Consider the following 23851-nt stretch of genomic DNA (forward strand, 5'->3'; position numbering starts at 1 on the left):
GAAGGGACTGGACCTTCTATTTTTCGATCGTGTCATCTTATGTATATCGATGTTATTGCTTGGGGCTTTAGTTCGTTCTGCTCACCCTGACCCGCCCCTCCGATCCGATCCGCCTAATATCGGACCCCGACAGCCTCGGGGGAGGTGAGGATACTGGTCTTCCGACTCTTTCGGCGCTCGGGCCGCCTGGCGCACCGTACCAGGACACACGTCAGCGGCGGACGCGTTGCCAAGGTTCCACAGGATTCACAGGGCATCGACGACGACAACTATCGAAACTGGCTGCTCGCCGTCATCGTCATGTGGCTCCTGCTCGGGCTGCTGCCGCTCGGCCTGCTGACCTCGTCCAGCGTTCAACTCTCGGAAGACGCGGTGAGCGACGAGGTCAGGGAGCGGGTGGGCACCACCGCCGCGGTGAGCAGGGTCGTGGTGGACCAGCAGATGCTGTCGCTGAAGCAACTGGTCAGCGCGTTCGCCCAGCGGCCGGAGATCGCCGGTGTGGTGACCTCCTCCGCGGGCGGGGTACGCGCGGGTCGGGCGCCGCGCCTCGACGTGCAGGAGGCCGTGGCCGGCTACCGCGAGGAACTACGGCAACTGCGCTCCGGCGTCTCGGGCGTGATCCTGATCGATCCGGAGGGCTACACGATCGGGGCCGCGCCGCCCGGCGGGCTCCCGCAGGACTTCACCGCCACCGACTGGTACCAGGCGGTCCTCGTCCGCAACCAGGCGTACGTGTCGCAGGCGTACACGCCCCCGCGCGGGCGCATCCGGGCCGTGGCCGTGGCCGCGCCGGTGCCGAAGGCGGGCGGCATCGGCATCGCCGGCATCCTCGTCGTCGTCTACAGCCTGGAGGCCATCCAGGACTTCACCTACGAGGCGGCCAGGGCCCAGGGCATCCGGCTGCTCATCACCGACCAGGCGGGCGTGCTGGTCGCCGACTACGGGCGCAAGCTGGTCGGACTGACCTCGCTGCGCGAGGACCCCCGGGTGGACGCCGCGCTGGCCGGCCGCCGCTGGTCCACCGACTACATCGGCTACGACGGGCCGGTGCTCTCGGCCTCCGAACCGATCCCCGGCATCGGCTGGACGGTCACCGCCGAAGTGCCCTCCGCCGAGGCCCTGTCGTCCGCGGACCGGCTGCGCACCAGCCTGCTCACCGTGGCCGCGCTGGTCGCCCTGATGCTGCTGGCCGGGCTCGCGCTCCAGATCCACACCACCAGGGACCGTCGCCGCGCCCAGCGCGCGCTGGCCGTCTACGCCGACGCGCTGGCCGCCGCCCGCGACGAGGCGGTGAGCGCGTCCAAGGCCAAGTCGGAGTTCCTGGCCAAGGTCAGCCACGAGATCCGCACCCCGATCAACGGCATGCTCGGCATGAACTCCCTGCTGCTGCGCACCCGCCTGGACGACGAGCAGCGCCACTACGTGAGCACCGCCCAGGACTCGGCGCAGAACCTGCTGCGCCTGCTCGACGACTTCCTCGACCTGTCCACCATCGAGGCCGGGCACCTGGAAGTCTCCACCGTGCCGTTCGACCTGCCCAGGTTCTGTGACGAGCTGATCGCGCCGCTCGCCCCGCACGCCTACCGGCAGGGGCTCTGGCTCACCCTCGACCTCGCCGACGACGTCCCCCAGCACGTCGCGGGCGACCCGGTACGGCTGCGCCAGGTGATCAGCAACCTGATCGGCAACGCGCTGAAGTTCACCTTCCAGGGCGGCGTGCGCCTGGAGGTGGGCCTGGAGCGGAGGATCAGCGACGTCCGCGCGGTGCTGCGGTTCACCGTGACCGACACCGGCGTGGGCGTCGGCGCGGCCGACAGCGAGCAGGTCTTCGACATCTTCCGCCGGGTGGACTCGCCGATCACCCGCCGCACCGGCGGCAGCGGCCTGGGCCTGGCCATCGGCCGCCAGCTCACCGAGCTGATGGGCGGCAACATCGGGCTGGACAGCGTGGAGGGCGTCGGCAGCAGGTTCTGGGTCACCGTGCCGCTGGACGTGATCACCTGGGCGCCCCCCGAGATGGAGGCGCTGCGCGACCGCCGGGCGCTGGTGGTGGACGGCACGCCGGACGACCGGGTGCTGACCGCGCGCATCCTCAGCGGCGCGGGCCTGCGGACCGACGAGGTGGCGGTCGCCCCCGGCGCCCTGGCCGCGCTGCGCCGGGCCGCCGAGGCCGGGACCCCCTACGACCTGGCCGTGATCGACCTGGACATGAACGCCGTGGCGGCCGACGAGGACGAGGGCTCACTCGCCGACGCCGTGCTGTCCGACCCGCTGTTCGCCGAGACCGGGGTGATCGTGCTGATCGCGCCCGGCCGTACCCGGCACGAGTGGCCGTCCGCGCCGAACGGCAGCGACCGCTCGGTCCAGTCGGTCACCCGCCCGGCCAGCCGCCGCCGGCTGCTCGCCGCCGTGGAGAACGCCCTGCTCATCGCGCGGGACACCCCCGTGGCCGACGAGTTCACCGCCGCGCCCGCCGCTCCGGCGACGATCCTGGTGGCCGAGGACGACGAGGTGAGCCGCCAGGTGGCCAGGCTGGTCCTGGAGAAGGCGGGCCACCGGGTGGAGGTGGCGGGCGACGGGCCGCAGGCGCTCCGGATGGTGCTCTCCGGCGACTACGACCTCGTCTTCATGGACTGCCAGCTCCCGGTGATGGACGGCCTGGCCGCCACCGAGCGGCTGCGCCGGGAGGAAGGCCCGCACCGGCGTACGCCGGTCATCGCGATGACCGCCGCCGCGAGCCCCGCCGACCGCGCCCGCTGCCTGGCCGCCGGGATGGACGACCACCTCCCCAAACCGGTCGACTGGCAGGACGTCCTGGCCCGTATCCCCACCTGGATCGAGCAGGAGGAGGCCGAGCCTCCGGAGGCGGACGCCGGGCTTTTGACGGAGGACGCCGGATCCGACGCCGCGGCGGAGCAGGGCCCGGCCGGGATCGACGGGCTGACGCCGGAGGACCTGGCGGACATCGCGCAGGCGTTCGCCGCCACCGTGCCCGCCGTACGCCGGGACCTGGCCGACGCCGTGGCGGCCGGCGACCTGCCCAAGGCCGCCGCCCTCGCCCACCGCCTGGCCGGCACCTGCGCCACGGTGGGCGAGCCCGTCGCGGCCCGGCTGTGCCGCCGCGTCGAGGACCTGGCCCGCGACGGACACGGCGGCCCCGAACTCACCGGCGCGGCATCGGAGCTGGACGGCGAACTCGACGCCGTCACCGCCAGGCTCGGCGAGTCGATGAACGCGTCGGGCTGACGCCCTCCGGGGCCGGTGGGGCCGGGGCCGCGAGCCCGGCCTGGTAGGCGGCGATGACGAGGTGGACCCGGTCGCGGGCGTTCAGCTTGGTCATGATCCGGCTCACGTACGTCTTGACGGTGAGGGGGCTGAGCACGAGCGTCTCGGCGATCTCCCCGTTGGTGAGCCCACGGGCGATCAAGGCGAACACCTCGCGTTCCCGATCGGTGAGCGTGTTCACCGCGTGGGCCGCGGGGGAGGGCTCGGGGGTCCGCAGGAAGTGCGCGATCAGCGTGGCGGTGGGGCCCGGGGACAGCAGGGCCTCGCCCGCGGCCACCACGCGGATGGCCTCCAGCAGATCGGCGGGCCGGATGTCCTTGACCACGAACCCGCTGGCCCCCGCCCGCAGCGCGGCCACCAGGTTCTCGTCGGTGTCGTAGGTGGTGAGCACGAGCACCCGGACGCCCGCGAGGTCGGAGTCCGCGGCGATCAGCCGGGCCGCCTCGATGCCGTCGATGTCCGGCATGCGGATGTCCATCACCACCAGCCGTCCGGCAGCCGTACCCGCCCGGTCCGCCCGATCTCGTGCTGCCAGCGTGACCACATGAGCATCGTGGTGGCGAAGGTGGTGACCTGCACGCCCGCGGCGGCCCCGGCCAGCCACCACGACACGCGCGGATGGCGGAGCAGCACGGTCCCCACCATGCAGATCCCGCTGAAGACCGACAGCGGATGGATGATCGCCTGGACCGCCGCGGTGGCCCAGTGGCGATGCACCGCGTCCATCTCCCCGGGGCCGACGTACTGCCACGACGCGTAGTGGACCTGGGTCAGCAGGATCACGCCGACCATCGCGAACGCCACCACCAGCGCGATCAGCAGCACCCATGGCCCCAAACGTTCCTGAATTCTCCTCATGGCCGACATCGTGGCCCGGGGCGAGGGAGCGGCACGTCCGGCCACGGGGGACATTCGGCGGTACTCCGCCGGTGGACATAGGGGTGGAAACACCTTGGAAAAACCCGGCAGTATGCCCTTGTGAATCATCCCCCAGCAAAAAGGCCGAGGAGATCCGAGTGAACGCGCGAGCCGAACCGACCGGCGGCGCGGTGATATCCGCCGAGGGTGATAAGGCAGCCGCGCTGAAGGTCGCCGGCCTGCGCAAGGTCTTCGGCGATTACACCGCGGTCGAAAACGTGGATCTGATGGTACGGACCGGTTCCTTCTATGGTCTGGTGGGGCCCAATGGGGCCGGTAAGACCACCACGCTTTCCATGGCGGTCGGCTTACAACGCCCCGATGCGGGCCGTTCACTGGTGTTCGGAGTGGACGTCTGGAAGGAGCCGCTGAAGGCGCGGCGGCTGATGGGCGTGCTGCCCGACGGGCTCGCCCTGCCCGAACGGCTGACCGGCCGCGAACTGCTCACCTACCTCGGACGCCTGCGCGGCCTGGACGCCGGAACCGTGGCCGGCCGCGCCGGCGAACTGCTCGCCCTGATGGAGCTGGACGGCGACGCCGAACGCACGCTGGTCGTCGACTACTCCACCGGCATGCGCAAGAAGATCGGCCTGGCCACGGCGCTGCTGCACGGTCCCAGGCTGCTCGTCCTCGACGAGCCGTTCGAGGCGGTGGACCCGGTCTCGGCCGCCACCCTGAAGCGCATTCTCACCAGGTTCGTCGCCGGGGGCGGGTCGGTCATCCTGTCCAGCCATGTGATGGCCCTGGTGGAACAGCTCTGCGACACCGTCGCGGTGATGGCCAAGGGCGGCGTCGTGGCCGAGGGCCCGCTCGACACCGTGCGCGGCGGCAAGTCGCTGGAAGAGACCTTCGTCGAACTGGTCGAGGTCGAGATCGGCGGCGGGGAGGGGCTGTCGTGGTTGGCGTCCTGATCGGCATGAAGCTGGCGCTGATCCGTCATTCCGCCACCGGGTCGCGCGCCACCTGGATGCTCACCGGCGCGCTCATCGGCCTCACCGTGGCGGCGGCGACGATCTCCGTCGCCACCTTCGGCTTCTCCCGGCCCGACGCTCTGATGGACCTGCTCGCGGTGGTGCTGGCGATCTGGATGTTCGGCTGGATGCTCGGTCCGGCCTGGAGCGGGCAGCCGGTGCTGCGCGCCGCGCACTTCGCCCTGGAACCGGTGCCCAGGGGCCGGCTCGCGGTCGGGCTGCTGGCCGCCGCGTTCGCCGGGATCGGCGCGCTCGTGTCGCTGGTGGCGTTCGCCTCGCTGGTCGTGTTCGGGGCCAGGCTGGGCGCGGCCTCGGCGGTGGTCGCGGTGCCCGCGATGTTCCTCCAGCTCGCCCTGGTCGTACTGCTGTCGCGGGTGACGGCGTGGGTCTTCGGGGCGATGGCCAGGTCGCGTACCGGCGCGGTCGTCACCGGCCTGATCACCGCGGCCATGCTGGTGCTCGCCCAGTCCGGCTGGCTGGTGTTCATCGCAGTGGACTCGGTGCTGGTCACCGGGTTCTCGCCGGAGTTCTCCCGGATCATCCGGGCCCTCCCGTCGAGCTGGGGCCTGATGGCCGTGGAGGCGGCGGCCCGGTCCGACTGGCGTACGGCGGGGCTCGCCCTGGGCGGCCTGGTGGTGCTGCTCGCCCTGCTGGTGCTGCTGTGGAGCCGGCTGCTCGGTTCGGAGGGCCTGGCGCGTACCGTCGTCCGGGGCTCGGCGGGCGAGCGCGTCACGGCCCGTACCGCCACCGGTGCGGTGTACCGCAAGGAGCTGCGCACCTGGCGGCGCGACGCGCTGCGGGTGCAGAGCCTGGTGGTGGCGCCCGCGTTCGCGATCCTCACGGCGCTGCTGCCGCTGCTGTTCGGCTCGACCGCGCTGCTGCCGTTCGCGGGCGCGCTCGCCGCGCTGATGGCCGCCGCCACCTGCGCCAACCTGTACGGCCAGGACGGCACCGCGCTGTGGCTGACGCTGATGACCCCCGGCACCGAGCGGGCCGACGTACGCGGCAGGCAGTTCGCGTGGCTCACGTTCGTGGCCCCGGCCGCCGCCGTGCTCACCGTCGCGGGCACCCTGTGGCACGGCGACCAGGGCATGTGGCCATGGGCCCTGACCGCCCTGACCGCCACGCTCGGCGCGGGCGCGGGCCTGGTCGTGTTCGTCGGGGTGGACCAGCTCGTACCGGGCCCCGACCCGCACCGCAGCAAGGACAGCCCGCTCGACCACGGCGATGTGACCGGACAGGGCTTCGTGACGCTGTTCCTGGTGCTGGCCCTGACCCTGCCCGCGCTGGGCACCGCCCTGGCCGGCCAGATGCTCGGCGTCCCTGCGCTGCGCTGGGCGGGCGTCGCGGTGGGCGTCGTGACCGGCGTGCTCTGCCACTGGTGGCTCGGCCGCGCGGCGGCGGCCAGGCTGCTCACGCGTGGCCCCGAACTGCTCTACCTGATGCGCTCGGGCCGGGAGCGGCAGGCCGAGGTCGCAGAAGACACCTCGGTGCTCAAGGCCATGCCCGGCCACCGCAGGGCGCTGCTGTGGGCCTGCTTCCTGATCGGCTGCATCGCGCTGTTCCCGCAGGGCCTGGTGCCGCTGGGGATGAAGGTCACCGGTGAGATCGCGCCGGTGTGGTTCCTCGCGCTGCACCTGCCGCCCGTGTGGCAGTGGCCGGTGATCGCCATCATGGTCGTGCTCGGCGCGGTCGCCTTCGTCATCGCGGGCGGCGTCTACCTCACCGAGAGCAGGGCGCTGCGTGCCAGGTCGGCGGCGGTCCGCCGGGAGCCGGCCTGACCTGATGGACGGCGGAGCGCGGCTACCCGGCCGGCAGCACGATGGCGGTGAGGATCAGGCCGTTCTTCACCAGCCACCGGCCGGTCAGCCGGCTCAGCGCGCCGCCGTTCACCGAAGGCCCCTCGACCAGCAGCCGAGCCTCGAACGTGCCGGTCAGCGGGTTGATGACGACCTCCGCGTCCTCGAAGCCCAGCCACCGGCCGGCCAGCGGGAACCACACCTTGTAGACCGTCTCCTTGGCGCAGAACAGCATGCGGTCCCAGTGGACGCCGGGATGCGAACGCAGCGCCTCGGTGATCGCCCGCCGCTCGCCCTCGGCGGTGACCGCGTCGAGCACGCCGTCCGGCAGCCTGTCGTTGGGCTCGGCGTCGATGCCGATCGCGGCGACGTCCGAGGTACGGCCGAGCACCGCGCCCCGGTAGCCCGCGCAGTGCGTGATGCTGCCGACCACGCCCGCGGGCCACACCGGCTCGCCGCGCGCTCCCTGCGGGATGGCCGAGGGCGGCAGGCCGAGCAGGCCCATGGCCTGCCGCGCGCACGTGCGTCCCGTGGTGAACTCCCTGCGGCGCTTGTCGACCGCCTTGCGGACGACCTCCTCCTCTTCGGGGTAGAGGCGGGCGTCGGCGGGGTCGCCGGTGGTGTCCACCGCGACCACCGTGGGGGGCAGGATGATCTCGATCAATCGGACCTCTTCATCCGGGGGGCATGCACGATCTCACGATAGGCGGGCCGGTGCCCGGCTCGCGAGCGCGCCGGCTACTCGGCGATCCTGGTCCGCATGATCCAGCGGAACACCCAGGGCCCGGCGTCGCTCTCCCGGACGCGCTCGTAGTGCTCGTAGCCCGCGCCGTTGGCGATCTTCAGCCGGCCGGACGCCGCCTCGCCCGGCTCGACGCGCAGACTCCGCGGCAGATGCGCGGGCCCGCCCTCCAGCACCACATCGACCGGGCCGTCCGGGGTGCCGTCGTCGGCGGAGGGGGCGGTGAGCATGATGTGCTTCTTCATGGGCAGGCACTCCTCGTCGGCCGGGCCCGCTGGCGCGGGTCGTCACCTCGTAATTGCCATGGTGACGAACAACGGCGCCGCCGAACATCCCCTACTCACCCCTGACGACCCCTTAGCCGGGGGCTCGCGGGCCGCCGCGGCCAAGAATCATGCCCGGCAAGGTGGGCAAGGCGCCCTTTCCGGCAAGGCTAGGAGGTAGGACGCGGCGAGAGGGGGATCCATGCGGACCGAAGATCCCGGCAGGCCGGTCGCGACGGGTTACGACGGATCGGCGGCGGCGGAGGCGGCGCTGCGGTGGGCCGTGCGGGAGGCCCAGCTCCGGTACGCCCCCCTGGTCGTCTACCACGCCTGGCAGGTGCCCATCCCCGGCTTCCTGGACGACCCGGTGGCGGTCGCCGCCGTACGGCAGTCGGCCGAGCTGATCCTGCGGCACGGCGTCGAACTGGCCAAGGACATGGCCGGGCGGCTCGTGGTGCGGCCCAGGCTGGAGCGCGGCACGGCCGCGGGGGCGCTGCTCACCGACGCGGGGGCCGCGCAGCTCGTGGTGCTCGGCACCCGGGGGGTGAACGGCGGCCACGGCCGGCCGAAGCTCGGCTCCACGGCCGTCTACGTCTCCTCGCACGCGCCGGGCCCGGTGATCGTCGTGGGGCCGGGGGCCGCCCCGCCCCGCCAGGTGGTGCTGCTGGGGGTGGGGGAGGAGCCGGGCGCCAAAGCGGTGGCCTTCGCCTTCGAGGAGGCGTGCCTGCGGCGGTGCGAGCTGCACGTCGTACGGACCTGTGCCGAGGACGAGGACACCTGGCGCGAGACCGGCCGCCGCTTCCAGCGGCTGCTGGCCCCGTGGCTGGAACGGTACCCGCAGGTACAGGTGCGCACCCGGATCGACCAGCGTCCACCGGCCCGCGCCCTGGCCGCGCTCGCCACGGACTCCGCGCTGGTCGTGGTGGGCGAGCCCGCCGCCCCCTCGCTCGGCTCGGCCACCCAGGCCGTGCTGTACGGCACCGGCCAGCCGGTCGCGGTCGTGCACGGCACCGGCCGTTGACCTCTCACCTCTGGCGCTGCTCTCCCCACACCCCGGAGGCCACCGGAGAGTGCCGCCGCACACTGAGGATCTTGGCGAACTCCCGCTGCCGCGCCGAGAACCCATGGACCAGCATCACCTCCCGGGCCGCGACCTCGTCGGCGATGTCGAGCAGCCCGCGCTTGTCGGCGTGCGCCGAAAGCCGCATCATCTCGATCCTGGCCCGGATCGGCACCTTGCGCTCCACGCCGTTGTCGTCGAGGGTCAGCGACGCCGCGCCGTCCTCCGCCAGCCGCAGCAGCCGCGCCCCGCCGGACTCCTCGTCCTGGTAGCCGGACAGGAACAGCGCGCCGTTGGGCTCGGGCAGGATGCGCGCCGCCCACTGCACGGCCGGGCCGCCGGTCATCATGCCGGACGTGGTGATCACCACCCCCGAGGCGAACCGATCCAGGTCGGCCGGCCGGTCGGCGCGCGACACCGAGCCCTGGAAGATGCGCAGCGGCGCGGGCCCGTCGGCGGTGACCCGCTCGAACGCCGCCGCCACGTCGGCCGCCATGCCGTCGAGCAGCACCGGTACGTGCGGCAGCCGGTCCTGGAGGATCAGCGCGATCTCCTGGGCACGGCCCAGCGCGAAGGCCGGGATGAGCACCCGCCCGCCCGCCGCGTGGATGTCGCCGACCGCCTTGACCAGGTCGTTCACCCGGCCATCGCGCGGCCCGTGGGTCTCGGCGCAGCAGGTGGACTCCAGCACCAGCAGGTCGGCCTCGCGGGCGGACTCGGGGATCTGGTAGCCGTCCACGGTCCGCTGGTTGAATCCCGATATGTCGCCGGATATCGCCACCCGCTGGTCGCCCGCGCGTACCACGACCCCGGCCGCGCCCAGGATGTGACCGGCCGGGAACAGCTCCAGGGTGACCTCGCCGACCTGCCGGGGCCTGCCGTACGGGACCTCCTCGCAGCGCTGCGCGGCCTCCTCGACCGCGGCCCGCCCGTACAGGGCCGTCGCGCCGTCCGCGCCCCACTGCCGGTAGGTGCGCTCGCGGCGGATCATCAGCTTGGCCGAGTCGGCCCACATCGCCGGCATGAGCTGGACCGTGGCCGGGGTCGCGATCACCCGCAGCCCCGGGAAGCGCTCGACCAGCGCCGGGATGTACCCGCAGTGGTCGGTGTGCGCGTGGGTGACGACCGCCGCGTCGATCGGCCCGGTGAGCGCCCGGTCGATGTCGCGGGGCGGGCGCGCCGGATCGCCGGGACGCAGCCCCGCGTCCACCAGCAGCCGGGTGCCGCCCGCCTCCACCAGCACACACGAGCCGCCGATCTCGGTGTCCCCGCCCAGCGGCGTCACCCGCAGCGCGCGCTCGCGCACGACCGACACCCGATCGCCAGCGATCTCCTGCGGCGGGGACACGATCGCCTGGATGGCCGTGACCAGCTCCAGCGAGGAGATCCCGGCCGCCCCGGCGGCCCGTTCGAGCAGCGCGGCCGGCTCGGTGGCCGAATGGCCCTGCAACGCGGCCAGCAGGCTGGAGGCCGCCGTGCGCGGGTCGCCCAGCCGCCGCTGCAACGCCGAGACCTGGATGTCCAGCTCCTCGGCGCGCTTGTCGGCGTCGGCCAGGGCCGCGCTCGTGGTGCGCAGCCCGGTCAGGGTGTGCTCGTGGCGGCCGTTGGCCCGCTCCAGCCTGCTCCGCAGCTCGCTCAGCTTCTCCTGGTGGCGGCGCAGCCGTACCTGCTGGGTGCGGCTCTCCCTCACCAGGTGCTCGGACAGCCGCAGCGCGGCGCGCACCACCTCGTCGTCGTCGGCGAGCACCAGCGTGGCCAGGGCCTGGGCGTCCGGCTGGTCGCGGCGGATGCGCAGCTCGGCACGGACCCGTCCGCGCAGTTCCGGCACCTTGACCAGCGCGTCGAGCAGCATCTCCCGGTTGTCGGCGGCGAACCGCTCCACGTCGTGCCCCTTCTCGGCCAGGGCGGGACGCGACAACACCACCTTGGCGGCGGCGTGCAGCACCGGCAGGAGGAGATCGGAAGTCACCCCGCCGGCCCCAGCCTCCGGGTGGCGGCGGCCAGCACCTCTTCGCGCTCCAGCCGGCCGTCCGGGCCCGGCGACAGCGCCCCCAGCATCCGCAGCACCTCGACCAGGTCGGCGGTGGAGGAGTGGCCCTCGGCGCGCAGCGCCGCCTCCGACAGCGGATGGCCCGGTTCGTCCGCGCCCGCCAGCGCGAGCAGCCCGGCCAGCGTCTCGGCGCTGTCGGCGATCTCGGTCTGCGCGGCCAGCAGCCGCCACGCCGCGGCGACGGCCGCGCCGGACAGCACGCCCGTGGAACGCACGAACGCCTCCGGAGACCGCTCCAGCCGGGTACGGCAGGCCGCCAGTGCGCGCTCGCCCTCGCCCTCCATCAGGCCCTTCACCACGTCGCCGACCAGCGCCGGCCAGCCGCCGGTGACCGCGAGCACGGCCTGCCGGTCCGCCTCGCCGGGCAGGCCGATGTCGTCCTCGTCCGCCCACCGCGCGAGCGCCCGCCGGTCGAACCGGCGTAACCCGATCACCTGCCCGGCCCCTCCCGCCTGGCGGGCCAGGGCGGGCCAGAGTACGGCGTGCTCCGGCGTCGCGACCAGCACCACGGCCGGCGTGCCCGGCCCGGTCGCCTCCTGCGGCGTACGTCCGGCCGGCGCGAGGTCGTGTCCGGTGCCCTCGCCCGCGTGGCGCAGTGCCTCGGCGAGCGCGGTCACCTCTTGCGGCGTACGTCCGGTCAGTTCGGCCAGCACGAGGTCGTGCCCGGCGCCCTCGCCCGCGCGGCGCAGTGCCTCGGCGAGCGGCAGGCCGTCGCCGACCCGCCACACCCGCCCCGGGCCGTGCCGTACGGCGGCGTCCGCCAGGGCGGCGGGCACCCGGTCGATGCGCAGCGCCGCCGAGCCCGTGACCAGGCGCAGCCCGCCGCCCGGGCGCAGCAGCCGGGCCACCTGGCCGCCGGTCAGCGGCGAGCGGTCCCGGCCGTCAGGGCCGGGTGCCCGGACGGAGTCGGGGTCGAAGCCCGCAGGGGCCCCGAAGCCCCCTTCGAGCACCGCCTCGATCTGGCCCGCGCCGCCCAGCAGGGTCAGGATGTACGGCGTGCGCAGCCGGAACCCGTCGCCGTCGGCGGCCAGCATGCCCAGGCCCACGCACTCCTCCAGCAGCGCCGGGAAGTCACCGCCCGCCCCGGCGAAGCCCTCCGGCCACCACTCCTCGCACGCGGCGCGCAGCTCGTCCGTGGTGAGGGTGGCGTCGGTCCCCGCGTCCAGCGCGTGGAACGCCATCGCGTAGACGATCACCTTGCATCGCCCGGCGAGGCCGAGCGCCCGTTCCAGCCGGTCACGGTACCCCGGCGCGGCCCGAAGGTCCAGCCAGACCGCCGTCACGTCCTCCCGGGTGACCGCGTACGGCAGCGTCGTACGTGCCACCGGGGCCCGCCGCGCCCGGCACAGCAGCGCGTCGGCGAACAGCCGGATCAGCCCGGGGGCGTTGTTCGCCTCGGTGACCACCCGGGCCGCCGCCTCGGGGCCGAGCCGCAGCCCCAGCGCCGCCAGCGGGCGGGTGAGCAGGTCGAAGGCGTCCTGCGGGTCGAGCGGGCCGACCGCGACCGCCTCGCCCTGGAACCGGCCCGGGTGCCCGGGGCCGGCGAAGACCACCCGCACGCGGTGGCCGCTCTCCTCCATCAGGTCGGCGAGCGCGGCCACGTTCGCCGACGTTTGCCGCGCGTCTGCCGCCAGGAACCCCTCGGCGTCGTCCAGCAGGATCAGCATCCGCCTGGCCGGGTCTTCCTCGATCCACTCGCCGATCAGGCGGCGGACCCCGGCCGGTGTCCGGTCGTGCGCGGGCGGCAGCCCGGCGTCGGCGAGGGCCGCGGCGAGCGCGGGCCACAGCGCGGCGGCGGGCAGCACCGTGCCGACCTGCCGGATGGAGGCCGAGACGACCACGGTGTCCGGGGCCGTCCGGCGGGCCTGCCGTCCGGCCTGGCGGAGCAGGGCGGACTTGCCGAGCCGCCGCCCGCCATGCACCAGGCAGGGGCCGGTGCCGCCGGTCACCGCGGCGAGCTGCGCCGCGCGGCCGTAGAACATCTCGGGGGGCGCGTGGCCCGCGGCGGCGTACGGGTTCGCCGAACCGAACGGCGCGAGCAGGCCCACCGCGGCGGCCCAGCTCGGCCCGGGCAGGCAGGCCAGGTAGCCCAGCGCCGCGTCATCGACCACCCCGGCCACCGGCCCCTGCCCGGTACGGCAGGCGGCGGCCATCCGATGCCGCTGCTCGGGCGACAGCACGCCGAAGCACAACACCAGCACGGTCTGGTCACCCGGCTGGCCCTTCACCAGGTCGGCGACCTGCTGCGGCTGAACCCGCCAGACCAGCAACACCCGCAACCGCCGCCCCGTGCCACCGGCCGGGCTCCTCCAGCCGTGGTCCTGGTCTCCACCCGGCTCGCCCACCAGGCCGATCGCGCCTGCGGCGCGGATGTCGGCCGGGATGCTCCGGCCGCGCTCCTGCCCGGTGCGCGGCGGACTCATCCGGTCCCCGACGTCCGCCACCGGCAACGCGACGGAGGCCCCATGCTTCTGTCCCTTTTGCGGCGGGGTCGTTCGGTCCCCCGCCGGGGTGATCGGGGCGCAGTCGCGTTCACCGCCCGGCCGGCCCGCCGGGCCGGCCACGGGCGGCTCCCCGGAGACGCCGGCTCCGGCCCGGTCGATCGGGCCGTGGTTCGGCTCTTCATGCGGCGGGGTCGTCCGCGGCCCGCCGGTGGTTCGGTCCCCCGCAGGGGGGATCGGGGCGCAGTCGTGCTCGCCGCCCGGCCGGCCCGCCGGAGGCGTGCCGGAGGGGCCGGCACCGGCGGGCGGTGGGCTCATCCGGGAACCGAAGGCGGGGACCGGGGAATCGTCGGTGGTGTGGACCTCGGTGAGGGTGATCCAGGCGCGGTTCTGTTCCACGCGTGGCGGGCCGTCCGGCTCGCCCGTCAGGCCGATCACCCGGAGTGCCGCCGCCACCTGTGCGGTGAGGTCGGCCGCCGCCTTCGGCCCCTTGGCCAGGGCGTGCCACCCGAGCAGGCCCTGGGCCGACTCCTCGCGGCGGGCGGCGGGCAGCTCGGCGGGGGCGAGGCCGCAGCGTTCGAGCAGGGACGCGAGCGCCGGGTCGGCGGGAGCCGTACCGGCGCGCAGCGCGTCGGCGAGCAGCCGCGGCCACATCGCGGCCTCCGCGCCGCGCTTGCGCCCGTACGCGTGCTCAAAAGCCTGCGGGAAACGCGGGAAGAACCGCTCCAGGTGGTCGATCGCGTCCGGCGGCTCCGGCGGCGGCCGTCCCTCGCAGGCCCGCGCCAGCAGTTCGCGGGCCGTGGTGAGGTCGCCCGCCTCGGCGAACGCGCTGATCCGCGCCGCCCCCGCGGCCACCGTGGCGTGCCGCTCGGCGAGTTCGGTGAGCCGGTCGAGCGTGCCGGCGATCTCGGCGGCGCGGATCGTCCGCGCCTCCCGCTCCACGTCGGCGAGCGCCTTGGCGATCGCGCCGAAGTCGTCCCTGCCGTCGTCGCCCAGCGCCGCGACCATCGCAGCGAACCGGGCCGCCGCCGCCCCGGGCAGTACGCCGTCGTCCCGCCACCGGGCGAGCAGGTCGGAGATGGCCTCGATCCGGTCGCTGCGGTCGTGCCTGGCCTCGTCCACCAGCTTGTCGCGGTGCTGGCGCAGTTCCTCGGCCAGCCGGCGGTTCCGTACGCCGAGTACGGCCAGCAGCGAGGCGGTGCCCTCGTGGTCGCCGAGCCGGGCGCGGGCGTGGAACGCGGCCCGCCACTCCTCGTCGGTGGGCGGGTGCGCGCACAGCGGGATGAGCGCGGCGGGCGGCGGCGGGGTGCGGGGGGCGAGCGTACCGGGCTCCAGCGGCAGCGACGCGCAGAGCAGCAGGTCGCCGTTGAGCAGATGGGCGGCGGCGGGCTCGGCGCCGGGCACCGGACCGCCGTCCAGCAGCCGGATCGTGTCGGCGACCAGGGCCGTCGTACCGCGCGCGGCGGCGGCCGTCAGCGGATCGGGTACACCGGCCAGCGCGGCCAGCTCCGCCTCGGCCTCCGCGCGGTGCTCGGTGACCACGCCGCGCAGGTCGTCCAGTGGCTTGAGGACCCAGGACACCTCGGCGTCGGCCGCGTGCAGCGCCGTCACCTCGCGGGTCGCCGTCACCCAGGCGTCCACCAGGTCGAGGCCCTTGCCGATCTTGTCCACCAGCTTGGCGCGGGCCCCCGAGTGGATGCGGCCACCCGGCCGGTTCGCGCGGCGGGTCTTGGCCGTGTCGTCGATCATCCGGTCCACGGTGTCGCCGGTGCGCAGCCGCTCAAGCTCCGCGGCGGCCCGCCGTACCTTGGCGCAGTCGTTGCGCGCGGCCAGGGCGAGCAGCGCGCCGAGCGGTTCGTCGTCCTGGAGGAGGGTCTTCCACACCTCGGTGGCCAGCGCGTACTTGATCGTCTGCGTCGGGCTCTCCGCCAGGAACCGGCCCGCCTCCGCGGCGGCGGCCTGCTGGGCGGCCTCGGCTCGGGCGGCGTCGCGCATCCGGCCGGAAAGGCCGGGGACCAGGTAGGCCCCGGCGTGCGCGGTCCTGGCGAACGCCGCGCCGAGCCTGGCCAGCCGCGGGTACGGCGAGAGCGCGGGGGCGAGGTCGTCCAGCAGGTGGGCGATCTGCGGCGTCGGATGGATCAGTCCGGCCCGTACGGCGGCGCCCCAGGCGAGCAGCCGCCCCGCGGCGTCATCGGCCAGCGCCTTCAGCGAGACCGCGCCCGCCGCCTCGGCGAACGCCGCCGACAACCGTCCGCCGAACTCGCTCATCTCCCCGGCCACCGCGGCGCACCGCCGCGCCGCCGCCTCGGCCGCCGGTCGGCCCGCCGCCTCCCGCAGCCAGGCCGCCGCCGCGAAGCGCCCGCCCTCCAGTGCGCGCGCCTCCGCGGCCTCCCACCCGTCCCCCGTCTCGGCGGCGACTCCCGCGCTCGTTGTGTCCGCCGCCCGCTCGTCCCGCCCGGCCGGGCGATCGAGCGTCCCCCCGCCTGGTCGTGGATCTCGCTCCGCTGCTCGACCGGGCCTTCCCCCGGCGTCCCGGTCCCGTGCTCTGGGGTGGTCCCGGGGGCCGGAGGTCGCTCCGGTGCCTTGATTTCGAGCCTCGGCGTGACCGCCCGCGCGGGGGTCGGCCGGTGGGGAGTCTTGCGGGGCTTCGGGGTCGTCGGGGGCCTTCTCGCCTGGTGCGGTGGCATTTGACTGCCCGCTTGGACGGGTTCGGCCGGGTTTCTCGGGCGCCGTACCGTCGTCCTGCCGCTCCCCGACCGCCGCCGCCTCCGGACCTGGCAGGTCCTCGCCATGCCCGGAGGCTCCCCTCTTGACGCGTTCGGTACGGGGGGGCGCTTGCCGCTCGAAGTAGACCTCCTCAAGGAAGGCATCGAGATCAGTGAGATCCCCGAACCCGTCACCGCCGCCCTTGGCCGCCTGGCCACCAGCCGCCGGGTCGGCCCCGGGCGGAGCGGCGGAGGGCCGACCACTGTCGCCCTGCCCACCGCCCACTGGGCCCCCTGCGGGTCCGGCGGTCGGGTGGCCGGTGCCCGTCAGCCCTGCTGAGGCGGAGCCGCCCGCGGGCCGGCCATCGGCGGGTATCCCGGGCGTACCCGGGCCGGTGCCCTGGAGGCCGGTTGCGGCGGGGTCGCTGGTGGGCCGGACGTCGGCCGGGTGGCCGCTCGCCGGGTGGCCGGTGTTGGGCTGGCCCGTGGTGGCCGGGTTGTCGGCCGGTGGGTCGGGCATGCGCGGGTCGGTGCCCGGGTGGCCGGTTGCGGCGGGGTCGCTGGTGGGCCGGACGTCGGCCGGGTGGCCGCTCGCCGGGTGGCCGGTGTTGGGTCGGTTCGTGGTGGCCGGGTTGTCGGCCGGTGGGTCGGGCATGCGCGGGTCGGTGCCCGGGTGGCCGGTTGCGGCGGGGTCGCTGGTGGGCTGGACGTCGGCCGGGTGGCCGCTCGCCGGGTGGCCGGTGTTGGGTCGGTTCGTGGTGGCCGGGTCGTTGGCCGGGAGGGCGGGCGTACGCGGGTCGGTGCCCGGGTGGCCGCTCGCTGGGGGGCCGGTGTTGGGTTGGCCCGGGGTGGCCGGGTCGTTGGCCGGGAGGGCGGGCGTACGCGGGTCGGTGCCCGGGTGGCCGCTCGCTGGGGGGCCGGTGTTGGGTTGGTTCGTGGTGGCCGGGGCGTTGGCCGCGAGGCCGGGCGTACGCGGGTCGGCGGCCGGGGGGCCGGTGTTGGGTTGGTTCGTGGTGGCCGGGTCGTTGGCCGGGAGGGCGGGCGTACGCGGGTCGGCGGCCGGGGGGCCGGTGTTGGGTTGGCCCGGGGTGGCCGGGTCGTTGGCCGGGAGGGCGGGCGTACGCGGGTCGGTGGTCGGCAGGCCGCTGGTGGGCTGGCCGGGGGCGGGGTGGCCGGTGGTGGCTGGTGGGTCGGCCTCGGGACGACCGGCGGGGGGTTGGCCGGCGACCGGCGGGTTGAGGTCGGGCAGGCCGGTGCCCGCCTGGCGGTCGGCCGGAAGCGCCGCTGTGGCGGGGCCGCTGGTGGGGCCGCCTGCCTCCGGCTGGCCGGCCGTTGGGTGGCCGGGGGCCGACAGGTTGGCGTTGGGCCGGCCCGGGACAGCCGGGCCGTCAGCACGCAGTCCGGGGGTGTAGGGGCCGTCGGCCGGGGGGTTCGTGTTGGGCAGGCCCATGGCGGGGTGGTCGGCGGCCCGTTGGTCGGCCTCGCGGGGGGCCGGAGCAGGGAGGCCGGTCTCGGTCGGACCGCTGGCGGGTCGGCCGGTGGCCCGCGGGTCGGCCGGCGGCTGGCCGTCGGCTACGAGGTCCGCCCTGGTCGTAGCGGTGACAGCCTGCTCCGAGGCGGGTCGGCCGGTGGCCGGTAGGCCCGCTGTGGCGGGGCCGGTCGTGGCTCGGCCGGGGGCCGGCAGGTTGGCGTTGGGCCGGTCGTCGGCCTGTAGGCCGGGCGTGCCTGGGGTGATGCTCGGGTGGCCGGCCTCGGTGGGGCCGCTGGTGGGCCGGGCTGGGGAAAGCCGGTCGGCGGCCCGGGGGACGGGAGCCGGTAGGGCGGCGGTCCGGTGGCCTCCGGGGTGGTCTGTGGCGAGTCGCCCCGGGGGTGGCGGGGTGGCGCTCGGCTCGTCCGCGGGTGGGCGTGGGGCCGGGGGCCGCGGGGAGGGTGGGCGTGGCGGTGGGTCGGGCAGGGTGAGCAGGCCCTCGGCGGCGGCGCCCGCGACCGGCGCCCAATGGTCCGGGGCCTCCTGCCGGAAGCGTTCCTGCAAGCTGAACCTCTCCAGGAAGGCGTCCGGGTCGCCGCCCAGGCTGATCAGGTCGGCCAGGGTCTCCAGGCCGGGCGCGCCCACCAGCGCCCCCTCGCGTACCTCCGAAAGCAGTGTCTCCAGCACCGAAGGCCCGGCGACCTCGGCCAGGGCGCGTACCCGGTGCCGCCGGAGATGGGCGATCGCGGCCTGGTCCAGGACCTCTTCCAGGGCGTCGGCGCTGGCCTCGGCGACCTGGCCGCCGCACGCCGCCTCGACGCGGGCGCGCAGGTCGTCGAACTCACCGGCGAGCCCGTTGAGCGCGCTCAGGTCGTGCTGGGCCGGGCGGCGCTGGTCGGCGTACGCCTGCCGTACCCGCTCGGCCGAATCGGCCGCCGCGGCGAACGACGCGCGCAACCGTTCCAGACCCGCGCGCAACTCGTCGAACGCGGTCCCATCGAACGCGGCCTCGGCGGCAGCAGGCGCGGCCGGCGGGCGGGGTTCCGGCTCCGCCGCCACGGCGGGCGCCGTGCCGTTGCCCACGGCCGCCGCCTTGGCGGGCGGGGCGACGGCCTGCACCGCAACCGCCGCCGCCTTGGCCGCCGCCGCCGCCTTGGCCGCCGCCGCGTTCGCTTCCGCAGCCGCGTTCGCTTCCGCAGCCGCGTTCGCCTCCGCCGCGGCGATGGCGCGAAGTTCGGTCAGCGAGATCGGTACCTCGGGCAGCCTGGACTGGCCCTCCCGCAACTGGTCCCACGCCGTGCGGAGCACGTCGGCGGCCTGCGGGGCCATCCGCTCGGTGGAAGAGAGCAGCAGGGCGAGCGCCAGCCCCGACAGCGCGTGGTCGTGCCGAAAGATGTCGATCAGCACCAGGTCGATGAAGTTGCCGGTGAGCCCGTCCAGGCTCGTCAGCGCCTCGGCGATCTGCGGCGCCTCGGCCAGCGCCCCGGCCGCCGTGTTCGCGCGCAGGAGGTTGACGCAGGTCTCTGCTGAGAGTCCATCGGAGTTGTCGAAGCCACGGCTAAAGCGGGTACTCAGTGCACAGATAAGTGAAGAGCCCCTTTTCTTGTCACTTCCGCGCAGTGCCCGGGTAAGACTGGTCGCGGCCATTTTGCTGATCGAGCGCATGTCGCGCAGCCGGACATGGGCGAGGATCTGCTTTCTGTCCGTTTGAGTGTATCCGTGATCAGCGGAGAGTAAGTCGTCGGGGGTGATCCTCCCCACCGCCTCGGCGAGCACTATGCCGACATCGGCGAAGGCAGGAAGGACGCCGACGGCTCCCAGTGGCACGGGATCGCGCGGGCCGCCCTTGTCTTCCTTCCCCAAAGTGTATCGAACCATCAGATACCTCCGCCTAGCACAATGCCACCCACATCGTAAGGGCAGAAGGTCGTGAATCCTTCTTAAAGCAGGAAGAGGCACTGTACTTGGGAAGTCTTATCCAATAGAAGGCGGCCCTCACGATGTCAGAATAAAAGCGGGGCCGTATTTGGCAATACAAGCGTACTTAGAGATAAAGTGCGGTCACGTTTCGATATTACGGCCCGCCCGTAACCTGCATACCGTGTCACACAGTAGCGCACTCCCACCCGCGTCACCGCATTCCGGCAAGCCCGCAGAACTGATAAACCTCATCCGGAACCCCGAACCGCGACTCCTCGGGACGCCACCGGGAGCATGAGACCACCCCGGGTGGCAGCGGTTCCAGCCCGTCGAAGAACGCGGCGAGCCGGTCCTTCCCGCGCAGGCGGATTTCGGCCACTCCCGCCTCGTTGCCGATCCGGACGGCCTCGCGCGCCGCCTCCGCGCTGACCTCGTCGGTGGCGTGGGCGATGGCGAGATGGCCGCCCGAGGACACCGCGCCCAGAACCGGCGCACGATCGCGTCGGCCTCCTCGCCGCCGGTGACGAAGTCGAGGATGCCGAGCATCGTGATCGCCGCCGGCCTGGAGAAGTCCAGGGTCGCCCCGGCCGCCTCGATCACCGCGCCGGGATCGCGTACGTCGGCGTGGAGGTAGTCGGTCCGGCCCTCGGGGGTGCCGACGAGGAGGGCGCGGGCGTGGTGAGTACGAGTGGGTCGTTGTCCACGCACACGATCCGCGGCTCGGGGGCGACGCGCTGCGCGATCTCGTGCGTGTTGCCGGCGGTGGGCAGGCCGGTGCCCAGGTCCAGGAACTGCCGGATGCCCGCCTCGCCCGCCAGGTGGCGGACGGCCCGGCCGAGGACATCCGGTCGGCGCGGCCGACTCGGCGATGTACGGGATCACCTGGCGGATCCGCTCGCCGACCGCCCGGTCGGGGGCGTGGTCGTCCTTGCCGCCCAGCCAGTGGTTCCAGACCCGGCGGTGTGCGGACGGTCGGGTCGAGTCCGGGGGCGGGTCGCCGGCGTCGGCCATGGTGGTCGGTCCTTCCGGGGATGAGGGGAATCCATGATCGCCGACAGCCTTTCATGAGAATAGGAGCTCGGCGGCCATGACAAAGGGGATGTCCGGAAATCGGGAAAGTGCGGAACTTCGCCAGAGTGGCCCGGGTTCCGCGCGCGATACGTAACATCTCCGATGTGCGCGCCCGACCGGCGAACTACATTCCCCGCGTCGAGCCCCTAAGTGAGGTCACATGCGAAAGCTGACCGTAGCGCTCATGTCATTGGTCCTCGTCGCGGCTCCGGTGACGGGCCCGGTAACGGGCGCCGCCGCCGCGAGGGCCCCCGCGCAGATCCCCGAAGTCGTCTACCAACGGGCCGCCTTCCCCACGGGCACCCAGGAGGGCACCTCCGCCGCCGGCGGCGCGCTGCGCTTCGGCAAGGCCGTGGGCACCGTCACCTACACCGACGCGCTGGGCGCCAAGACCTGGGAGTACGCCCGCTGGACCGGCTCCGGCCGGGCCGTCGGGTTCGCCGCCACCGAACTCGTCGCCTCCTGGACCGCCGACACCCCGGCGGGCACCTGGATCCAGGTGGACATGCGCGGCACCACCCCCGACACCAAGTGGTACGTCCTCGGCCGCTGGGCGTACGGCGACGCGGACATCCAGCGCACGTCCGTACGCGGCCAGGGCGACGCCGACGGCACCGTGGCGGTGGACACGTTCGTCGCCGCCAAGGGCAGGCCGATCGACTCCTACCAGTTGCGCGTCACCCTCTACCGCAAGCCGGGCCAGTCGCGGGGGCCGGTCGTGACCGCGCTCGGCGCGATGGCGTCCGCCGTACCGGACCGCGCGAGCGTGCCGGTCAGCCCGGGCGGCGGCGCGTGGGGCGTCGAACTCGACGTACCGCGCCGGTCGCAGAACGTCCACGAGGGGCACTACCCCGAATGGGACGGCGGCGGCGAGGCGTGGTGCAGCCCCACGTCCACGACCATGGTCCTCGGCCGCTGGCACAAGTGGCCGAGCGAGCGGGACACCTCCTGGGTCGATCCCACCGACCCCGACCCCGAGGTCGACTACGCCGCCAGGCACACCTACGACTACACCTACCAGGGCGCGGGCAACTGGCCGTTCAACACCGCCTACGCGGGCCGGTTCGGCCTGTCCGGCTTCGTCACCAGGCTGCGCTCACTGACCGAGCTGGAAAAACTCATCAAGGCCGGCATCCCGGTGGTGACCTCGCAGTCCTTCCAGGCCCACGAACTGCCGGGCGCCGGGTACGGCACCGACGGCCACCTGATGGTCGTCATCGGCTTCACCGCCACCGGCGACGTGATCGCCAACGACCCGGCCTCCCCGGACAACCCCGCCGTCCGCCGCGTCTACCCCCGCGCCGCCTTCGAGAACGTCTGGCTCCGCAGCACCAGCAGCGGCGGAATCAGCTACATCATCCACCCCAAAGGCCACAAGCTCCCTCCGCCCACCCCCGGCCTCCCGGCCAACTGGTAACCCCGCCTCGGCCTGTCACGCCACCGACGTGACAGGCCATGGGCTCTTTCTTGCTAAATTCCGTCAAATGCGTGAATTATCAGCATTTATTCCGGCATGCAGTACCGCGCCGGAGCGCGGGTGTCGTCATTTCGGGCTAATCCCGGCCGGGGGCCCGAGCGAAGAGTGAGCAGACGGTCGATCAAAAGTCAATATGACCGCTGTCGCGGATGGGCCGGCCTCGTGCCTTCGGCCATTCCGATCCGCCCATTCGCAGCCGCCGGGCCATCATCCGCAGAAGTACCCGGCGAACTCCTCGATCCCTCGATCCCTCGATCCCTCGAATCGCCGGTCAGTAGCGTTCGGCGTAGTGGGTGGGGGATTCGCCGAACATGGACTTGAAGTCGCGGGTGAAGTGGGCCTGGTCGGCGTAGCCGAGGTCGGTGGCGAGGGCGGGCCAGTCGATGGGGGTGCCGGTGGCCAGGCGTTCGGTGACCTCGTGCAGGCGGTAGCGGCGGATGACCCATTTGGGGCCGATGCCGACGTGGTCGGCGAAGAGGCGTTGCAAGGTGCGTACGTTGGTGCCGAGGTGGTGGGCGAGGGTGGCGACCCTGGTGATGGCGGGGTCGGCGATGATCCGGTCGACGGCGTGGGCGGCGCGGTCGGACTGCGGGTCGGGAGCGGGCCGATGGGCGCGCAGGAAGTCCTCGACGGCCGGGACGTCGGGCGGGTCGGGCGGGTCGCCGGGGAAGATCTGGCGGGCGTCGATCGTGCGGCCGGTGATCGAGGAGACCGGGACGCGCAGGAAAGGCCGGAAACGGCCGGGCCGGAACGCCACGCCGAACACCTGCCCCCTGCCGTGCAGCACCTTGATCTGGTGGCCGGGAACGACGCCCTGCACCCGCGCGACCCCGTCGCGGAAGGTCAGGTGGACGTTCGGGTAGGGCACGATGAGCTGCCGGTACGGCTCCTCGTAATCCCAGGACACCGCCCAGTACCGGGCGACGTACTCCGCCAGATCCGCCGACGGGCTCGGATAGGCGTGGCTCTGGAACCGCCGCCAGGCACCGTCCAGCTCGCGTACGTCCCTGGTCATACCGCACAGATTATGTCGCGTTTGTTCAATACCTCCCCAGGTGGCGGCCCCTAGCCTGGACCCCATGTCTGACGCACTACCGGTCGCAGCAGCGGGCCGTACCCTGATCGACATCATCCGCGACCTCAAGCCCGACCATCTCACCGCGCCCACCCCGTGCGCCGACTTCGACGTACGCGCGCTGGTCCACCACCTGCTCTTCTGGGGGCCCTCCCTGGAGGGGGCCGCGCGCAAGGAGACCGTGCCGCCGCCCGCCGCGACCGAGGGCGAACTCGACCTGACCGGCGGCGACTGGGCCGCCGATCTCGTGGCCCAGGTCGGCCGTACGGCCACGGCCTGGGACGACCCCGCCGCCTGGACGGGCACGACCCACATGGGCGGCCCCACCGAGCTGCCCGCCGCGATGGTCGGCGGCATGGTCGTGGTGGAGTTCCTGGTCCACGGCTGGGACCTGGCGCGGGCCGCCGGCAGGCCGGCCACCTGGGACGCCGCCCTGCTGGCCTACGCGCACGAGGAGGTCGCCAAGACCGCCGCCATGGGCAGGGAGATGGGCGTCTACGGCCCGGAGGTCCCGGTGCCGGACGGATCGCCGCCGCTCGACCGGGTGCTCGGGCTGACCGGGCGCGACCCCTCCTGGACGCCGTGACGCTTCCTGGTTATGCCCCC

13 protein-coding genes and 1 pseudogene are annotated in these 23851 nt (G+C 74.0%); 6 read left to right on the plus strand and 8 right to left on the minus strand.

Annotated features, from left to right (window positions below; translation table 11 throughout):
- The first annotated feature begins 144 nt into the window (after nucleotides 1–144).
- On the plus strand, nucleotides 145–3246 hold the full coding sequence (locus tag ACH34R_RS24135) for a response regulator (RefSeq protein WP_397563784.1): 3102 nt from the start codon (nucleotides 145–147) through the stop codon (nucleotides 3244–3246).
- Here the strand turns inward: ACH34R_RS24135 and ACH34R_RS24140 are convergent.
- Both ACH34R_RS24140 and ACH34R_RS24145 read right to left on the minus strand, forming a co-directional pair.
- Nucleotides 3206–3829, minus strand: coding sequence for a LuxR C-terminal-related transcriptional regulator (locus ACH34R_RS24140; protein ID WP_397563785.1), 624 nt, complete (start codon nucleotides 3827–3829; stop codon nucleotides 3206–3208). The genes ACH34R_RS24135 and ACH34R_RS24140 overlap by 41 nt on opposite strands.
- Nucleotides 3763–4143 (minus strand): hypothetical protein, encoded by a 381-nt coding sequence (locus ACH34R_RS24145; RefSeq protein WP_397563786.1) that lies wholly within the window; start codon nucleotides 4141–4143, stop codon nucleotides 3763–3765. Before ACH34R_RS24145 ends, ACH34R_RS24140 begins: the two co-directional genes overlap by 67 nt.
- A 194-nt stretch (nucleotides 4144–4337) precedes the next feature.
- Here ACH34R_RS24145 and ACH34R_RS24150 point away from each other — a divergent pair, with 194 nt between their 5' ends.
- Both ACH34R_RS24150 and ACH34R_RS24155 read left to right on the plus strand, forming a co-directional pair.
- Nucleotides 4338–5114, plus strand: a complete 777-nt coding sequence (locus ACH34R_RS24150) for an ABC transporter ATP-binding protein (protein ID WP_397564067.1) — start codon at nucleotides 4338–4340, stop codon at nucleotides 5112–5114.
- Nucleotides 5099–6955, plus strand: coding sequence for a hypothetical protein (locus ACH34R_RS24155; RefSeq protein ID WP_397563787.1), 1857 nt, complete (start codon nucleotides 5099–5101; stop codon nucleotides 6953–6955). Before ACH34R_RS24150 ends, ACH34R_RS24155 begins: the two co-directional genes overlap by 16 nt.
- 22 nt (nucleotides 6956–6977) lie before the next feature.
- Here ACH34R_RS24155 and ACH34R_RS24160 read toward each other — a convergent pair whose 3' ends face one another.
- Together ACH34R_RS24160 and ACH34R_RS24165 are read right to left on the minus strand one after the other, a co-directional pair.
- Complete coding sequence (locus ACH34R_RS24160; RefSeq protein WP_397563788.1) at nucleotides 6978–7637, minus strand: 4'-phosphopantetheinyl transferase; 660 nt, start codon at nucleotides 7635–7637, stop codon at nucleotides 6978–6980.
- A 74-nt stretch (nucleotides 7638–7711) separates the two neighbouring features.
- Nucleotides 7712–7960, minus strand: a complete 249-nt coding sequence (locus ACH34R_RS24165; protein ID WP_397563789.1) for a DUF5988 family protein — start codon at nucleotides 7958–7960, stop codon at nucleotides 7712–7714.
- A 220-nt stretch (nucleotides 7961–8180) separates the two neighbouring features.
- On the opposite strand from ACH34R_RS24165, the gene ACH34R_RS24170 reads away from it, so the two are divergent.
- Nucleotides 8181–8999 carry a universal stress protein gene (locus tag ACH34R_RS24170; RefSeq protein ID WP_397563790.1) on the plus strand — a complete coding sequence of 273 codons (819 nt, stop codon included), beginning with the start codon at nucleotides 8181–8183 and terminating at the stop codon, nucleotides 8997–8999.
- A gap of 4 nt (nucleotides 9000–9003) precedes the next feature.
- Here ACH34R_RS24170 and ACH34R_RS24175 read toward each other — a convergent pair whose 3' ends face one another.
- The 3 genes and pseudogenes from ACH34R_RS24175 to ACH34R_RS24185 form a co-directional block, all read right to left on the minus strand.
- Nucleotides 9004–11007 (minus strand): MBL fold metallo-hydrolase, encoded by a 2004-nt coding sequence (locus ACH34R_RS24175; RefSeq protein ID WP_397563791.1) that lies wholly within the window; start codon nucleotides 11005–11007, stop codon nucleotides 9004–9006.
- The gene (locus tag ACH34R_RS24180) at nucleotides 11004–19580 is read right to left on the minus strand and encodes a hypothetical protein (RefSeq protein ID WP_397563792.1); all 8577 of its coding nucleotides are present in this window, start codon (nucleotides 19578–19580) and stop codon (nucleotides 11004–11006) included. The genes ACH34R_RS24175 and ACH34R_RS24180 overlap by 4 nt, the downstream gene beginning before the upstream one ends.
- Nucleotides 19581–19833: 253 nt before the next feature.
- Nucleotides 19834–20440: pseudogene (locus ACH34R_RS24185) on the minus strand (SAM-dependent methyltransferase).
- Nucleotides 20441–20877: 437 nt separating this feature from the next.
- On the opposite strand from ACH34R_RS24185, the gene ACH34R_RS24190 reads away from it, so the two are divergent.
- Nucleotides 20878–22110 (plus strand): C39 family peptidase, encoded by a 1233-nt coding sequence (locus ACH34R_RS24190; protein ID WP_397563793.1) that lies wholly within the window; start codon nucleotides 20878–20880, stop codon nucleotides 22108–22110.
- A 331-nt stretch (nucleotides 22111–22441) separates the two neighbouring features.
- Here the strand turns inward: ACH34R_RS24190 and ACH34R_RS24195 are convergent, their stop codons facing one another.
- A complete protein-coding gene (locus tag ACH34R_RS24195) occupies nucleotides 22442–23185 on the minus strand; it encodes a DUF6597 domain-containing transcriptional factor (RefSeq protein WP_397563794.1) in 744 nt (247 codons plus the stop codon).
- Nucleotides 23186–23249: 64 nt separating this feature from the next.
- Between ACH34R_RS24195 and ACH34R_RS24200 the strand changes: the two genes are divergently transcribed.
- Nucleotides 23250–23831, plus strand: a complete 582-nt coding sequence (locus ACH34R_RS24200) for a TIGR03086 family metal-binding protein (protein WP_397563795.1) — start codon at nucleotides 23250–23252, stop codon at nucleotides 23829–23831.
- Nucleotides 23832–23851: the final 20 nt, after the last annotated feature.

The organism is Spongiactinospora sp. 9N601, assembly GCF_044326295.1.
Lineage (GTDB): Bacteria > Actinomycetota > Actinomycetes > Streptosporangiales > Streptosporangiaceae > Spongiactinospora > Spongiactinospora gelatinilytica.

What these genes read in the sequence shown, in the direction of transcription:
- ACH34R_RS24145 (WP_397563786.1), bottom strand. Translation starts at nt 4,143, where the DNA reads ATGAGGAGAATTCAGGAACGTTTGGGGCCATGGGTGCTGCTGATCGCG.
- ACH34R_RS24165 (WP_397563789.1), bottom strand. Translation starts at nt 7,960, where the DNA reads ATGAAGAAGCACATCATGCTCACCGCCCCCTCCGCCGACGACGGCACC.
- ACH34R_RS24170 (WP_397563790.1), top strand. Translation starts at nt 8,181, where the DNA reads ATGCGGACCGAAGATCCCGGCAGGCCGGTCGCGACGGGTTACGACGGA.
- ACH34R_RS24180 (WP_397563792.1), bottom strand. Translation starts at nt 19,580, where the DNA reads ATGGTTCGATACACTTTGGGGAAGGAAGACAAGGGCGGCCCGCGCGAT.
- ACH34R_RS24190 (WP_397563793.1), top strand. Translation starts at nt 20,878, where the DNA reads ATGTCATTGGTCCTCGTCGCGGCTCCGGTGACGGGCCCGGTAACGGGC.
- ACH34R_RS24195 (WP_397563794.1), bottom strand. Translation starts at nt 23,185, where the DNA reads ATGACCAGGGACGTACGCGAGCTGGACGGTGCCTGGCGGCGGTTCCAG.
- ACH34R_RS24200 (WP_397563795.1), top strand. Translation starts at nt 23,250, where the DNA reads ATGTCTGACGCACTACCGGTCGCAGCAGCGGGCCGTACCCTGATCGAC.